Origin of the sequence: Arthrobacter globiformis, from assembly GCF_030817195.1 — a bacterium.
GTDB classification, from domain to species: Bacteria; Actinomycetota; Actinomycetes; order Actinomycetales; family Micrococcaceae; genus Arthrobacter; species Arthrobacter globiformis_D.
Window position 1 is genome coordinate 1,323,078 of record NZ_JAUSYZ010000001.1, and the last position, 13,896, is coordinate 1,336,973.

A 13,896-nucleotide genomic window follows, 5' to 3' on the forward strand; every position below is an offset into this window, starting at 1 on the left:
TCCTCGCCAGCTTGGCGGGCGTGCTGCTCATCGCCTTTTCGCTCTGAGGTCTTTCCCGCTAGCCACCCTGATTTGCTCACTTTTACTCAAAGAGGAGTTTGAATGACTGTCACCAACCCATCCACCACGAAGGAGCTGCTGGACTCGCCGGTTCTCAAATCGGCCATTTCCAAGGCGTCCTTCCGGCTCATGCCGATGCTCGTCATCCTGTACGTCGTGGCCTTCCTGGACCGCACCAACGTGGGCTTCGCCGAGGCCGTACTCGAAGCGGACAAGGGCATCAGCGCCGGTGCCTACGCACTGGGCGCCGGCATCTTCTTCATCGGCTACGCCCTGTTCGAAATTCCCAGCAACCTGCTCCTGACCAGGTTCGGTGCCAAGGTGTGGCTGGCACGCATCGCCGTCACGTGGGGCATCGTCTCCGCCTGCTTCGCCTTCGTGCAGGACGAGACCTCCTTCGTGATCCTGAGGTTCCTGCTGGGCGTGACCGAGGCTGGCCTCTTCCCGGGCGTCATCATGTTCCTCGCCGCCTGGTTCCCGAACAAGGTCCGCGTCAAGATGTTCGCCATCTTCTACCTGGCACAGCCGTTCTCCCAGATGATGGGTGCCCCGCTGTCCGGCTGGCTGATCAACATCGGCGACCAGGTTCCCGGCGTCCAGGGCTGGCAGGTCATGTTCTTCGTCGAGGGCATGCTCGCCGTGCTGGCCGGCATCGCCGCCTTCTTCTTCCTGATCAACAGCCCGCAGGACGCCAAGTTCCTCAACAAGGGCGAGAAGAAGGCGTTGCTGGACGTCATGGCCCTTGAGGACAACGTCAAGGAAGAGTCCGGCCCCCGCGGCGTCCTCGCAGCCATGAAGAACGGCCGCGTCTGGTACTTCACGGTCATCTACTTCTGCCTCCAGATCGCCGTGTACGGCGTGACTTTCTACCTGCCCCAGCAGGTGTCCCAGCTGACCGGCCAGAAGGTGGGCCTCGCCGTCGGACTCATGGCTGCCATCCCGTGGTTCTTCGGCATCTTCGCCTGCTACTTCATCGGCAAGGCCGCCAACACCGTGATCCGCCGCCGCGTCTGGGGAACCGGCCTGTTCATCTCCACCGGCCTGTGCATCTTCGGCTCCGCCTGGGCCGGTGCCAACCACCTGCCCGCGCTGGGCATCGTGTTCATCACCCTCGCGGTGTGCAGCTTCCTCTCCATCGGCCCCATCGCCTGGTCGTATCCGACGGCGTTCCTCACCGGAACGGCCGCCGCGGCCGGCATTGGGCTCATCAACTCGCTGGGCAACCTGGGCGGCTTCGTGGCCCCGATCCTGCGGACCACCGTCAACCAGGTCACCGCCTCGGACACCGGCACCATGGGCGTCTACGCACTCGGTGTGCTGCCGTTCCTCGCCGCGGTCATGATGATCGGCACGCGGAAGTTCAAGAACAAGGCCGACGACCTGCTCGAAACCAGCGCCACCGGGAAGGCAGGCACTGCCCAAGAAGAAGTAGTGCTGGAAAAGTAGTCAGCAGCAAAGCACAGAAGCGCAGTATCACCGGCAGTTACTAACTCCAGCAAAGGCAGGAACCCCCGTGACCCAGCTCAGCCAGGCCATCAAGGACCCCGGCACGACTTTCGTCGGCGTCAGCACCAAGATGTACCTGGGCTACGGGGACACCCTGCGCTGGCTGGAGGAACTGCGGCAGCAGGTGGACGCCCGCCCGGCCCTTGCGGCCGGGCGGGTGGTTCCGTTCGTGATTCCCTCCTTCCCCATGCTTCCGGCCGCCGGGGACATCGTTGCCGGGTCGCCGCTGGTCCTGGGTGCCCAGAACTGCGGCTGGGCGGACGGCCCGTGGACGGGTGAGCTCTCTCCGTCGCTGCTTGCCGAGCTGGGCGTGGGACTCGTGGAGATCGGCCATGCCGAACGGCGGCGGCACTTCGGCGAGGACGACGCCATGATCGCGCTCAAGGTCAGGGCGGCCGACGGCGCCGGCGTCACCCCGCTGCTGTGCGTGGGGGAGGGGTCGCGCGGCACGGAGACCACCTCCAGTGCCGGAGCAGCCGACGCCGACAGTACTGCGGGCGCGGAAGGCGCCGCCCGGTTCGTGTACGGACAGATCGAGGGCGCGGTCGGCGGCGACTGGGGGCTCGCCGCCCGGCTCGTCATCGCCTATGAACCCGTCTGGGCCATCGGAGCAGCCGAGCCCGCCAGCGCGGGGTACGTGTCCGCCGTCGTGCGTATTCTGCGGGAGCTGCTCGGGGCCCACGGCCTGCAGGAGTTGCCGGTCATCTACGGCGGCTCGGCGAAACCTGGCCTGCTGCCCTCGCTGGAGGGGGTGTCGGGGCTGTTCCTTGGCCGGTTCGCGCACGACGCCGCGAACTTCGGAAAAGTGCTGGACGAAGCACTGTCGCTGTCGGGCGCGGAGCGCTCCTGACAGCGAGCACTAAAGGAAAGCCTCCCGGCCCGTCCCTTCGCTGAGCACGAGCTCGCCGTCCTCAATGGACACCAGGAGGCTCCGTGGCCTGCCGTGGAGCTTCATTTCCGCACTGAGATTGCGGCTGGTGACCTCAACCCCCACCGTTGCGCCTTTTGCCGGCAGTTCAACGGAGACTTCCTCGGCCATGCCCAAAAGCTCCCGGGTGGTGACTTCGCGGTCGTACCGGGCCTCCTTGCCGTTGACCGTGATGGCGACTTCATCATCGTTGAAGCCGTCCTGAAGAATGATGAGCAATTCCTGCATGATGCGCCGCCTAAGTCGATGACCTCCGCTGCATAAAGTCACTACATCACTTAAGGGCCGTTGTGGGTAGTGCGGTTTAGTCGGCCCTCAAACACTGGAACGTCCCCGATGCGGGTGTGTAGGGCAAAATGTTCTGGTGACCCAACAGCCGCAGCACCCCGCCACGCCCACGCCCAGCCCGGCCTCCGCCGCCGGGACAAAGCCGAAGGATATCCCCGCACCGGTGCCGGCAGGCGGCCACGGCGCGGACGATGTCGCAGCCCGAATAGCGGAACAGATCGCCGCCGAGCTCAGCGTAAAGGCATGGCAGGTGAAGGCGGCTGTAGACCTGCTCGACGGCGGGTCGACGGTTCCCTTTATCGCCCGCTACCGCAAGGAAGCCACCGGTACGCTCGACGACGGCCAGCTCCGCGAGCTCGACGAACGCCTGCGCTACCTCCGCGAACTGGAGGACCGCCGTCGGACTGTCCTGGAGGCGATTGCCGCACAGGGGAAGCTGACCCCGGAACTGCAGGCCGCCGTCGTGGCCGCCGACACGAAATCCCGGCTTGAAGACATCTACCTGCCCTTCAAGTCCAAGCGGCGCACCAAGGCGCAGATTGCCCGCGAGGCCGGGCTGGAACCGCTCGCCGACGCCCTGCTCAAGCGCCCGGAACTTGATCCCGAACGCGAGGCGGCCAAGTACCTGAACGCCGAGCACGCCGTCGACGACGCCGCCGCGGCGCTCGCCGGCGCCCGCGCCATCATCGTGGAGCGCGTGGCCCAGGACGCCGACCTTGCCGAGAACCTGCGCGAGCGGCTGTGGACGCAGGGCCGGATGGTGTCCCGGGTGAAGAAGGGCAAGGAATCCGAGGGGCAGAAGTTCGCGGACTACTTCGAGTTTTCGCAGGCACCGTCGGGAATGCCGTCGCACCGCGTGCTGGCGCTGCTACGCGGTGAGAAGGACGGGGTGCTGGAGCTGGACCTCACCGAAGCGGACCCGGCCGACGACGACGCCCTCGCCGCCGCGCGCACCCGTTACGAATCCGCCGTGGCCCGGTTCCTCGGGGTTGCCGACCGCGGCCGGCCCGCCGACTCATGGCTGCTCCAAACCGCCCAGGTGGCATGGCGCTCCCGGGTGCTTGCCCGGCTGACGGCCGACCTGCGGGGACGGATGTTCGCCGCCGCGGAAGACGAAGCCGTGCGCGTCTTCGCCGCCAACCTGCGCGACGTGCTGCTGGCGGCGCCTGCCGGAAACCGCTCCACCCTTGGCCTGGACCCCGGGCTGCGGACGGGCGTGAAGGTGGCTGTGGTCGACAAGACCGGCAAGGTGGTGGCCACGGACACCGTCTATCCGCACGCGCCGGCGCGCAAGTGGGACGAAGCCTTGGCGACGCTGACCCGTCTGGCGCGGCAGCACGCCGTCGAACTCGTGGCCATTGGCAACGGGACGGCGTCGCGTGAAACGGACAAGCTCGCGGCCGAACTGATCAAGCAGCTGTCCGCAGCTGCCGGCACCGGTGGCGCTTCCGGGGCGGCCGCAGCGCCGCAGAAGCTGGTCGTGTCCGAGGCGGGCGCGTCCGTGTACTCGGCGTCCGCCCTGGCCGCTGCCGAACTCCCCGGCATGGACGTGTCCCTGCGCGGCGCGGTGTCCATTGCCCGCAGGCTGCAGGATCCGCTGGCTGAGCTGGTGAAAATCGATCCGAAGTCGATCGGCGTGGGGCAGTACCAGCACGATGTCACGGCCGCGAAGCTGGACCGCAGCCTGGATGCCGTGGTGGAGGACTGCGTGAACGCGGTAGGCGTGGACGTGAACACGGCGTCGCCGGCGCTGCTGAGCCGGGTGGCCGGCGTCGGACCGCTGCTGAGTGAGAACATCGTGGCGCACCGCAACGAACACGGACCGTTCGCCAAGCGCAGCGAGCTGAAGAAGGTGCCACGGCTCGGAGCGAAGGCGTTCGAACAGTGCGCCGGATTCCTGCGGATCACCGGGGGAGCGGAGCCGCTGGACGCCTCCAGCGTGCACCCCGAGGCGTACTCGGTGGCCCGGAAAATCCTGACTGCCGCCGGCGCCTTTCGCGGGTCTGGCGTTTCCGGGGGCACCGGAGGGGCAGCCGCCGGTCTTGCTCCGCTGGCCGACGCCGGACGGCTGAACCCTGCCGATTTCGTCGATGGCACCTTCGGGCTCCCCACCGTGCGCGACATCATCGCCGAACTCGAGAAGCCGGGCCGCGATCCGCGTCCGGCGTTCAAGGCCGCGGCGTTCTCCGAGGGCATCGAGAAGATCTCCGACCTGAAACCTGGCATGGTCCTCGAAGGAACCGTCACCAACGTGGCTGCCTTTGGCGCGTTCGTGGATGTGGGGGTCCACCAGGACGGGCTGGTTCACGTGTCTGCGCTCGCGAACCGGTTCGTCGCCGACCCGCGCGAGGTGGTGAAGTCCGGACAGGTGGTCCGGGTGAAGGTGCTTGAGGCCGATCCGGAGCGGAAGCGTATCTCACTCACGCTAAGGCTCGACGACGAACCGGCCCCTTCCGGCGGCCGCTCAGCTGGCGGACGCGCCGGCGGCGACCGCGACCGGGAAGGCGGCCGCGGCGCCGAACGTTCGGCAGGCGGCAACCGCGACGGCGGCCGGACCCGGACGGCTACTCCTGGCCAGGCTGCCGGAAAGCCCGGGGCACGCCAGGGGAGTGATTCAGGCCAGGCTACGGCAGAGCGCAACAACGGAAGGCGACAGCCGAAGCAGTCCGGCCAGCGGCCAGCTCCAGCGGATACAGCCATGGCCGAAGCCCTGCGCCGGGCCGGCCTGGGTAAGTAGGCTCCCGGTCGCGGGCAGCCGTGTCGCTGGCCGTATCCCGGGCTGGGCGGACGCCGGTGACTACAGTAGCCCCTATGAGTTTTACGAGGCCGGAGACTTTTACCACCCGTCCTACGCTGCAGGGCACGTTCGGCATGTCCGCCACGACCCATTGGCTCGCTACCGGCACTGCGCAGGCAGTGCTGGAGCGGGGCGGCAACGCGTTCGACGCGGCCACGGCCGCCGCCTTCGTACTGCATGTGGTGGAACCGCACCTCAACGGGCCGGGCGGTGACATGACCGGCGTCTTCAGCACGGCGGAGGAACAAGGGAAACCAGTGGTCCTGATGGGCCAGGGCCCGGCTCCCGCGGGCGCGACGGTCCAACACTTCCGCGCCGAGGGCCTGGAACTGGTGCCAGGCTCAGGTGCACTGGCCGCGGCGGTTCCCGGAGCCGTCGACGCCTGGCTCCTGCTGCTGCGGGACCACGGAACGTGGGAACTGGCGGAAGTCCTGGATTTCGCCATCCGATATGCACGCGACGGCCACCCGGTCCTGGCACGCGTCTGCAGCACGATCTCGGCAGTTGCCGAACTGTTCCGGGAGTACTGGCCGACGTCTGCCGCCCTGTGGATGCCGGAGGGACGTATCCCGGTGGAGGGCGAACTGGTCCGGAATCCCGCCCTTGCCCGCACCCTCCAGAAACTGGTCCAGGCCGGTGCCGGCCTCGGCGAGGCATTCGCCGCGGAGCCGGCGCACAGCCGCGAGGAGCGTATCGACGCCGCCCGGAGGGAGTGGGGCGAGGGCTTTGTGGCCCGTGCCGTGGCCGAAAGCGTCCGTACGCCGCACCGGCACTCGTCCGGGACCAACCACCGCGGCGTCATGACGATGGCCGACATGGCCGGGTTCCGCGCGTCGTACGAGGAAGCGGCCAGCCTCGAGTTCCGCGGGTACACCATCGCCAAAACCGGACCGTGGGGGCAAGGGCCGGCTCTGCTGCAGACGCTCGCGATCCTGGCCGGCTTCGATGACGACCACCTCGACCCGTCCACCGAGCTCGGGGCACACACCATCCTGGAGGCCCAGAAGCTCGCACTGGCGGACCGTGAGGCCTACTACGGCGACGCGGATGTCCCGCTCGATTACCTGCTGTCAGAAGAGTACGCGGCGTCGCGCCGGGAGCTGATCACGGAAAATGCGTCGCTCGAGTTTCGTCCGGGCTCCGTTCCCGGACGTGAGCCGTACATGCCCACTCTTCGCACCGAGTATGTCCCTGCCGCGCTGTCGGATGGCGACGGAGGTGTTGGCGAACCGACGATCGGTGAACCCACGCTCGGTGAACCCGGTGTGGCGTCCAACGGGGAAACCCGCGGCGACACGTGCCACATCGATGTTGTGGACCGGTGGGGCAACATGGTTTCAGCCACGCCGTCCGGCGGTTGGCTGCAGTCCTCGCCCGCGATCCCTGAGCTCGGGTTTTGTCTGGGCACGCGGCTGCAGATGACGTGGCTTGAGCCAGGAACGCCGTCCACGCTGACGCCCGGCAAGCGGCCGCGGACCACGCTGACGCCGACACTGGTCCTGCGTGATGGCGCTGCTGTCTCCGCGCTCGGCTCGCCGGGGGGAGACCAGCAGGACCAGTGGCAGTTGCTGTACCTGTTGCGGACCATCGTCGGCGGGTACACGCCACAGCAGGCCATCGATGCGCCGGCGTTCCACACGACGTCGATGCCCGGGTCTTTCTGGCCGCGCACATGGGAGCCCGGCGGTGCCGTCGTCGAGGATCGATTGGGCGACGACGTCATCGCCGGACTCGAGCGGCGGGGACACCGGATCACCAGGGCAGGCGACTGGACGCTGGGACGGCTGTCCGCCGTCGTACGCGATCCCAGTACCGGCGTGCTGCAGGCTGCCGCGAACCCGCGGGGTGCGCAGGGATACGCGGCAGGCCGGTAGGAGCGGAATTTCAGTTCCGCTCACGTTCCCGTTGAGTAGGCAGCGAATATTCGTGCCCCGCGGGCCGCGGGGCGGGGTTTCTGGCGTGGCGGTTATCTGCAAGGCTGGGGGCATGAACTACTTCCTGGAGTACACGATTCCCGCTGCCCCCGACGACGCCGAATTCGAGTTTCCGCACGACGAGATTCGACCCGGGACCACGATCCCGCTTTCGGAGACCAATGCCGACGTAGTGCACACTCCCGAGCTGCCCGCCCGTACCGGAATCATCGGTGCCACCGTGCCCGAGGCGAAGCTCGAAGCCGAGCAGCTCATCACCCACAGCCGGGCGACGGAGGCGTCCCTGTATGAGGACCCCTCGAATTCGCTTCAGGCAGGCGTGGGCACTCTCGTAGCTACCTTCACGGAAGGCAGTGGCTGGCAGGACGCGTAGCAGCTGCAACGATAGATTCACCGGAAGCGCCTGGCCCAGACTTGAGGGGCCGGGCGCTTCTGCTTTTGGTGGTGCGAACTTGGTGAACCCGTACTGGCAGGTCACCGCATGCGTGGATCTGCCAAAATCGTGGCATCTTCCGGTTTTCGGTTCCGCTACACGTGTATCTCGGCAGGCTGGTGACACAAACCGACCTCGCGTCCGGGCGCTGCGGCGCCGCCCCGCTACCGGTTCATGTTTTGTGGTGGTGGTTTTGTCGGGGTTGTTGGCGGGGGTCGATGTGCGGTGGCGGGATGAACCAGGGGGTCCCGTTTTTGACGTGGATTTTCCACTGTTCTTTGTGGATTAAATGGTGGTGGTGGGTGCAGAGTAGGACGCCGTTGTAGGTGCTGGTGGTTCCGCCTTGTGACCAGTAGGTGATGTGGTGGGCTTCGCACCAGGGTGCGGGGATGGTGCAGTTGGGGAAGGCGCAGCCTTGGTCTCGGGCGTTGAGGGCCTTGCGGATGTGGGGCGGGAAGATGCGGGTGGTGCGGCCGACGTCGAGGATGCGTCCTTCGGAGCCGAGGAGGACGGGGATGATGTCGGCGTCGCAGGCGATCTTGCGGATGGTGGAGGCGGTGACGGGGCCGGTGTAGGTGAAGGTTCCGCTGCCGGTGGGTGTGCCGAAGAGCGGGGTTCCGGGCCAGTTGATGCCGGGCGGGATGCCAAACAATGCGGTTCCGGGCAGGGGTTCGGGATCGCTGGTCTGCCAGGCGTCTGTGCCGGTACCGGGCTCGGGCCTGGAGTCGCTGGTCTGCCAGGTGCTGTCTGTTGGCCGGGTGCGGGGGCGGTTTCTGTTGTAGCGGGGGCCTTGCGCGGCGGTGGTTTCGATGCTGTTGAGGAGGTCCTCGTAGGAAACGGTGACCATGACTTGGGGGCGGAGTCCTCCGGTGGTGTGCAGGGTGCCTGCGGCGAGGGCTGCTTTGCAGCCGCCGACGAGGCCGTCGAGGCGTTGTTGGGCGAGGGTGCGCCGGTCCAGGTCCGGGTCCGGGGTGGCGGCGTTGAATGCCGCGTCCAGGTCGGCTGGTGCTGCGCCGTTGCCGTTGCTGGTCCCACCGTCACCGCTGCTGCCGCTGCCGCCGACGGCGTCGTTGCCGTCGTCGGTATTCCCGCAGGTGGTGGTGTTGGGGGTGGTGGTGCGGGGGTTGGTGGCGGTGTTCATGACGGTGGTGAGGACTTCGTATTGGTCGGTGGTCGCGTGGATTTCGACGTGGTGGAGGCCGCCGCGTTTGCGGTGGAGGAAGACGCCTTGGCGGTGACGGAGGTTTTCTTCGCTGGGTTCGGTGCCGTCCTGGTCGAGGGCATCGATCCAGCGGTGGGCGATGCGGGTGAGGAAGTCGTGGTCGTTTTCGATCGCGGTTTGGGTCAGGTTGTGTTCCATCTGGGCGATCGCGGCGGGGTCGGGGATGTGGCGGACTTTGTCCAGGGCGGTGGTGATGATGGTTCCGGCGCGGGAGGCGATGATCCCGGCGGTGAGGGCGGCGGCGGTCTCACCGCGCTCGGGTGGCATGGGCCGGCCGGCGAGTCCGGTGCGGGGGAGGGTGGCGGACGCGAGGGCGAGGCGCCGGCGGGCTTCGGTGGTGCTGATCCGGAGCCGGGTGCGGAGGAACTCGACGGTGTTCCGGGATCCGTCATCGGCCGGGGACCAGGTCACCGGACGCGCAGGGACGGCAGCAGAATCGTTGGGCTGAGTGTCAGGAGCCGGGGCGGGTACGGGGTCATTGCCCCAGCCGGTGGTCCAGCCGGCCGCGCGGCTGGCGGTCCCGGCGGCGTCGATCGCCTCGGTCCGTGTCCGGTCCACCGCCGCGGCGGCAAGCAGCTGAATGTACTCCACGCGGCGGGAGAGCTCCTCGGTGAGCTCTGCGAAATCGGCCGCCTGAAGGAAGTTGGCCGCGGTAAGCTCCTCCGGCGCCAAAGTGGTGGCGGAGTCCAGCAGTGCCAGGCACGCCTCCAGATCAGGTGTTGCCACGGTTCGGGACGCCGGCTCAGCAGGTGCCACGGCGGCCGCTACCGAATTTGGCTTTCCGAAAGGCGGAGTGGCAGAACCGGAGCGGGCGGCAGCACCGCCGTCGGACGTCTCCCTCATAGGGGCGGCAGAACGGGAATCAGCCGAGGGGACACTGCGAAGCCCGCGGCCCCGGAGCAAACCAGCGGCACTCAGGCCGGGGACGTCCGTCCCGGCTGCGGTATCCGCTCGCTGCTCCCCAATGGCTTCCATAGGAAAACTATCTCAACGGGGTCTGACATTTTTAGGGGTGATGAGGGTCACCGCGGGCGAAAAGGGAAAAAGTTTCTAAAAAACTTTTAGACCCGGCCATTTCAGCCGGATCACTTCCAACGGCGACGCGTGTACTCAGGGGTGGCGGACTCCGACGCCGGCCAGAATGTCGCGGTACCCCTCCCGAAAGGATGGGTAATTGAATGAAAACCCTGTTTCCCGAAGCAGCGCGTTGCTGCACCGCTTGTTGCCACCCCGCGCGGCGCCCAGAGAACCCGTCGGCGGTACGTCCAACCCCAACTCAGCCGCCAGGAAACGCAGGACGTCGCCCAACTCGGCCGGATCGTTGTCCACCCCCAGATAGACCGGCGACGGCACAGCACTCATGGTGCACAGATGCACGATGGCACCCGCGGCGTCGTCGCGGTGGATGCGGTTGGTGTGGCGCGGTTGGTCCGGAATGACGGCGGCGCCAGTTCGAACCTGGTCGATGAGCCGCGTGCGGCCCGGCCCGTAAATTCCGCCAAGCCTGAGCACGACAGGTAAGGTTTCGGTTCCATCCAGCCGCTTCAGCAGGAGCTCCTCAGCCTCACGCATGATGCGGCCAGAGAATCCGCCGGGTTCCGGCGTCGTGTTCTCATCGATCCATCCGCCGCCGGCGTCACCGTACACGGCCGTGGACGAGACGAAAAGGACGCGTGCGGGCGTGACATGGTCGCGTTCGAGGGCGTCGAGCACATGCGCCACGCCGTCCAGGTACGCGCTTCGGTATGCCTCTTCGGTGGACGCGTCCGCAGCCACCGCAATGACGACGGCGGTGGTGTCCGCCGGGACAGGCGGCAGTTCCGCGGTGCTTAGGTTCGCGGCGGCGCCCTCGATCTCGGCGGGGAGCTTTTCCGGCGAGCGGCGCCAGCCCACCACCCGGTGCCCCGCTGCGGCGAGCCGCAGACCCGCCTCGGTGCCGAGGTCGCCGCAGCCGGCGAGAAGGATAGTCATCCGCGGGTTCCGAGCGCCGGTACGGGGAAGAAGACGCGGGGGTCCTGCAGCAGCGCCGGGTAGTCGAACTCCGACCGGTCGACGATGTCGGTGAGCTGGAAGTTGCGGCCGAAGCGCCCGTCGTCGAGGGTGATGGGACGGCCCACGACCATTCCGAGGGCGAACCTGCTGCCGCCGTCGAAAGGCACGGCCACCGGCGATTTGCCCGGAAGTGTTGAGAAGGCTGCCTCCTGGCGCTGCCTTTTCCGGGACGGCTTCTTGACCAGCGGCTTGGGGGCGGCCTTCCGGGCGACCTTGGCGGGGCGGCGCGAAGTTTCCTCGGCGTAGACGAACTGGTAGTCGTCTGCGGAATCCCCGCCGGCGCCCGAACCAGCCCCGGCACCAGACCCAGAATCCCCGCCGCCCGAAGCAACAGCGGAACCCTGCGCCGCCCGCCCCACGGCAGGAAGACCGACCTTGTCCAGCTTCTCGGGGTCGCCGTGCCCGACGTGCTCGCGAAGAATCCACAGAACGTCACCCTCCGGATCCTCCGGCAGGAACTCGTGCCTGGGCTCCGGCCAGACGTACTCCAGCCCGTGCTCGGTGCCGGGGAACACCTGTTCGTAGAAGTGCGGGTCCTTGCGGATCAGGTTGGAGCGGTGGCTCAGGTGGAACTCGGGGTCGCCGAGCCACGGCGGAAGCAGGATCTTGGCGGCATAGTCCGGGTGCGCGGCCTGGGGTGCGAACTCTCGGATGTTGTCCCGGGTGTTGTCGTCGAAGCCGCGCTTGGTCCATTCGTCCACCATGGCCAGGCCGTACATGGTGAGCGCAGGCACGTGCCCCATCCACATACGGATGGCGGGGTGTGACTGCCACCCGTATTCCGGGATAACCAGCGCACGGAGTGTCTGCAGCGCTTCTACGCGCTGCTTGCCGAGCCGGGGGGTGTCCAGCGCGGCCGCGCTTTGCCGGAAATCGGGATAGGGAAGGAAGGTTTGCATCCCTTCAGTCTGCCGTCCCTGGCGCCCTGTGCCAATTGAAGTGCCGGACGGCACAGCCAGCGGCCAAAATGGACGGCCGGGTGTTCACATAGTGGACCCGTGCATACGGAAGGTTGATTAATCCACTAAGATATCCGAAACCTCACCAGCGTCTGGAAGCCACCTCATGACTCTTACCTCTCCCACACCACTGTTCTCCGTCCCCGCGGAGGCGAATTCACACCCGTCACAGGAGCCTCAGCTGTTCGTTCCGAAGTACGGCCAAATGCTGGGTGCCGACGCGAACGGGATCCTCGTTCTCGACGAGTTTACTCTGGACCCGGCGGCTGCGCGCAAGGACCAGCACCGTTTCCGCGCCGCGCTTGCTTCCGTTGCGCTGACCCTACGCCGCCTTGTGGCCCTGCGCGTTTTCATTGCAGTGGTGGCCGTCGCCAACCTGCCGCTCTTCCTGATGTCGACCGGCTGGTGGATCTACGCCGTGTCGCTGGCCCTGGTGATCGGCGTCCACGCCGCCGTGAACTGGCTGAACAAGCACGAGCCGCGCGTCAAGCAGCGCCACGAGCTCGAGCTGCACCTGCACCGCGAGCGCAGCGACAACTACCGCAAGGTGCGCGACGCCGTGAAGTTCGTCGTCGACAGCCCCGCCCGCGTCAACGAGCACCTCTACCTCGAGCTGCTGCACGCCAAGCGGGTTGCCCTGCACCTCGCGTCCGGCACCGTTGCCCTCCTGGACACCAGCGACGACGCCGCCTGGAAGGTGCGCATCGTCCGGGAACTTCCCGCCGCGGCCTGAGGCCGAACACGGACGCTTCCAGCCCCTACGCTGTAGAGAATAAATAACGACGCCGGGCGTCCCCACTCAGGGGGCCGCCGGGCGTCGTTGTTTCTATAGACGACACAGCGACGCGGCAACGCCGGGACACAACAACGCCGGGCGGCCCCTCGAAAGGGACCGCCCGGCGTCGTGCTTCTTTAGGGCAGTGCCGCTAAAGCGGGCTGACCAAGCAGGTTAGGCAGGGAGCTGCAGAACCTGGCCCACGAACACGAGGTTCGGGTTGCTGATGGTGTCAGCGTTGGCGTCGGCGAGGTGCTGCCAGCCGCCGTGGATGCCAAGCTTGTCGGCGATCTTGCTCAGGGTGTCGCCATCCTGGACGGTGTACGTCTCGCCGCTCACCGCGATGGCAGCAGCGTGACGGGCCTGGGCGGGAGCCTGGGCCACTTCGGCCACCGGGGCCTGGGCAACCGGAGCGGTCTGTACGGGAGCCTGGACCGGTGCGGCCTGGACGGGTGCGGCCTGGACCGGCGCGCTCTGCGGCAGGATCTGCGGTGCAGGAGCCCCACCGCCACCATTCAGGCCGAGCTTGGCGGAGCAGGCGGGCCATGCGCCCCAACCCTGGCTGGCCTGGACCTTTTCGGCCACGGCGATCTGCTGGGCTCGGGAAGCGTTCTGGGGCGAGCCCGTTCCGCCGAAAGCGGCCCAGGTCTGCGGGGTGAACTGCAGGCCGCCCGAGAAGCCGTTGCCGGTGTTGGTGGACCAGTTGCCGCCGCTCTCACACTGGGCGAGGGCGTCCCAGGTGGAGCCGTTCGTGGCGGTGGGCGTTGCAGCGTTGGCGGCAGTGGCGGAGAGTGCCAGAGTTGCGGCGGAAACGGCGGCCAGGGTGACTCCACGGCGCGCGACAGTGCTGAGAGTGGACTTCTTCATGGGGGATGCTCCTGAGGCCACCCGCGCTCGGTCCGTCCCCGGACGTTATCGCGCTACTGCCCGCCCCTGACGAAC

Annotated in this window: 11 protein-coding genes; 6 read left to right on the top strand and 5 right to left on the bottom strand. The window is 67.5% G+C overall.

The annotated features are described in order from the left end of the window. The first annotated feature begins 102 nt into the window (after positions 1 to 102). Together QF036_RS06080 and QF036_RS06085 are read left to right on the top strand one after the other, a co-directional pair. The gene (locus QF036_RS06080) at positions 103 to 1,506 is read left to right on the top strand and encodes an MFS transporter (protein WP_307100113.1); all 1,404 of its coding nucleotides are present in this window, start codon (positions 103 to 105) and stop codon (positions 1,504 to 1,506) included. 130 nt (positions 1,507 to 1,636) lie between these two features. Beyond that, the gene (locus QF036_RS06085; RefSeq protein WP_307105801.1) at positions 1,637 to 2,416 is read left to right on the top strand and encodes a triose-phosphate isomerase family protein; all 780 of its coding nucleotides are present in this window, start codon (positions 1,637 to 1,639) and stop codon (positions 2,414 to 2,416) included. A 9-nt stretch (positions 2,417 to 2,425) separates the two neighbouring features. Here the strand turns inward: QF036_RS06085 and QF036_RS06090 are convergent, their stop codons facing one another. Then, positions 2,426 to 2,722 carry a hypothetical protein gene (locus tag QF036_RS06090; protein WP_003804518.1) on the bottom strand — a complete coding sequence of 99 codons (297 nt, stop codon included), beginning with the start codon at positions 2,720 to 2,722 and terminating at the stop codon, positions 2,426 to 2,428. A gap of 136 nt (positions 2,723 to 2,858) precedes the next feature. On the opposite strand from QF036_RS06090, the gene QF036_RS06095 reads away from it, so the two are divergent. From QF036_RS06095 to QF036_RS06105, 3 genes are all read left to right on the top strand, one after another. Next, positions 2,859 to 5,519, top strand: coding sequence for a Tex family protein (locus tag QF036_RS06095; RefSeq protein WP_373460096.1), 2,661 nt, complete (start codon positions 2,859 to 2,861; stop codon positions 5,517 to 5,519). A 74-nt stretch (positions 5,520 to 5,593) separates the two neighbouring features. Then, complete coding sequence (locus QF036_RS06100; RefSeq protein ID WP_307100115.1) at positions 5,594 to 7,453, top strand: gamma-glutamyltransferase family protein; 1,860 nt, start codon at positions 5,594 to 5,596, stop codon at positions 7,451 to 7,453. 112 nt (positions 7,454 to 7,565) lie between these two features. Next, entirely contained in the window at positions 7,566 to 7,886 is a 321-nt protein-coding gene (locus tag QF036_RS06105; protein WP_307100118.1) for a hypothetical protein, read from the top strand. A 232-nt stretch (positions 7,887 to 8,118) separates the two neighbouring features. Here the strand turns inward: QF036_RS06105 and QF036_RS06110 are convergent, their stop codons facing one another. The 3 genes from QF036_RS06110 to QF036_RS06120 all read right to left on the bottom strand — a co-directional run bounded on the left by QF036_RS06110 (position 8,119) and on the right by QF036_RS06120 (position 12,119). Next, entirely contained in the window at positions 8,119 to 10,143 is a 2,025-nt protein-coding gene (locus tag QF036_RS06110) for an HNH endonuclease signature motif containing protein (RefSeq protein ID WP_307100120.1), read from the bottom strand. A 135-nt stretch (positions 10,144 to 10,278) separates the two neighbouring features. Continuing rightward, entirely contained in the window at positions 10,279 to 11,139 is an 861-nt protein-coding gene (locus tag QF036_RS06115; RefSeq protein WP_307100122.1) for an NAD-dependent epimerase/dehydratase family protein, read from the bottom strand. Further along, positions 11,136 to 12,119, bottom strand: coding sequence for an MSMEG_6728 family protein (locus tag QF036_RS06120; RefSeq protein ID WP_307100124.1), 984 nt, complete (start codon positions 12,117 to 12,119; stop codon positions 11,136 to 11,138). Before QF036_RS06120 ends, QF036_RS06115 begins: the two co-directional genes overlap by 4 nt. A 166-nt stretch (positions 12,120 to 12,285) precedes the next feature. On the opposite strand from QF036_RS06120, the gene QF036_RS06125 reads away from it, so the two are divergent. Beyond that, on the top strand, positions 12,286 to 12,912 hold the full coding sequence (locus QF036_RS06125) for a hypothetical protein (protein ID WP_307100126.1): 627 nt from the start codon (positions 12,286 to 12,288) through the stop codon (positions 12,910 to 12,912). A gap of 216 nt (positions 12,913 to 13,128) precedes the next feature. On the opposite strand, the gene QF036_RS06130 is transcribed toward QF036_RS06125, so the two are convergent. Then, positions 13,129 to 13,821, bottom strand: coding sequence for a LysM peptidoglycan-binding domain-containing protein (locus QF036_RS06130; protein WP_307100128.1), 693 nt, complete (start codon positions 13,819 to 13,821; stop codon positions 13,129 to 13,131). Positions 13,822 to 13,896: the final 75 nt, after the last annotated feature.

Coding starts and splice junctions, on each gene's coding strand:
- QF036_RS06080 (WP_307100113.1), top strand. CDS start 103: ATGACTGTCACCAACCCATCCACCACGAAGGAGCTGCTGGACTCGCCG.
- QF036_RS06085 (WP_307105801.1), top strand. CDS start 1,637: ATGTACCTGGGCTACGGGGACACCCTGCGCTGGCTGGAGGAACTGCGG.
- QF036_RS06090 (WP_003804518.1), bottom strand. CDS start 2,722: ATGCAGGAATTGCTCATCATTCTTCAGGACGGCTTCAACGATGATGAA.
- QF036_RS06100 (WP_307100115.1), top strand. CDS start 5,594: ATGAGTTTTACGAGGCCGGAGACTTTTACCACCCGTCCTACGCTGCAG.
- QF036_RS06105 (WP_307100118.1), top strand. CDS start 7,566: ATGAACTACTTCCTGGAGTACACGATTCCCGCTGCCCCCGACGACGCC.
- QF036_RS06110 (WP_307100120.1), bottom strand. CDS start 10,143: ATGGAAGCCATTGGGGAGCAGCGAGCGGATACCGCAGCCGGGACGGAC.
- QF036_RS06115 (WP_307100122.1), bottom strand. CDS start 11,139: ATGACTATCCTTCTCGCCGGCTGCGGCGACCTCGGCACCGAGGCGGGT.
- QF036_RS06120 (WP_307100124.1), bottom strand. CDS start 12,119: ATGCAAACCTTCCTTCCCTATCCCGATTTCCGGCAAAGCGCGGCCGCG.
- QF036_RS06125 (WP_307100126.1), top strand. CDS start 12,286: ATGACTCTTACCTCTCCCACACCACTGTTCTCCGTCCCCGCGGAGGCG.
- QF036_RS06130 (WP_307100128.1), bottom strand. CDS start 13,821: ATGAAGAAGTCCACTCTCAGCACTGTCGCGCGCCGTGGAGTCACCCTG.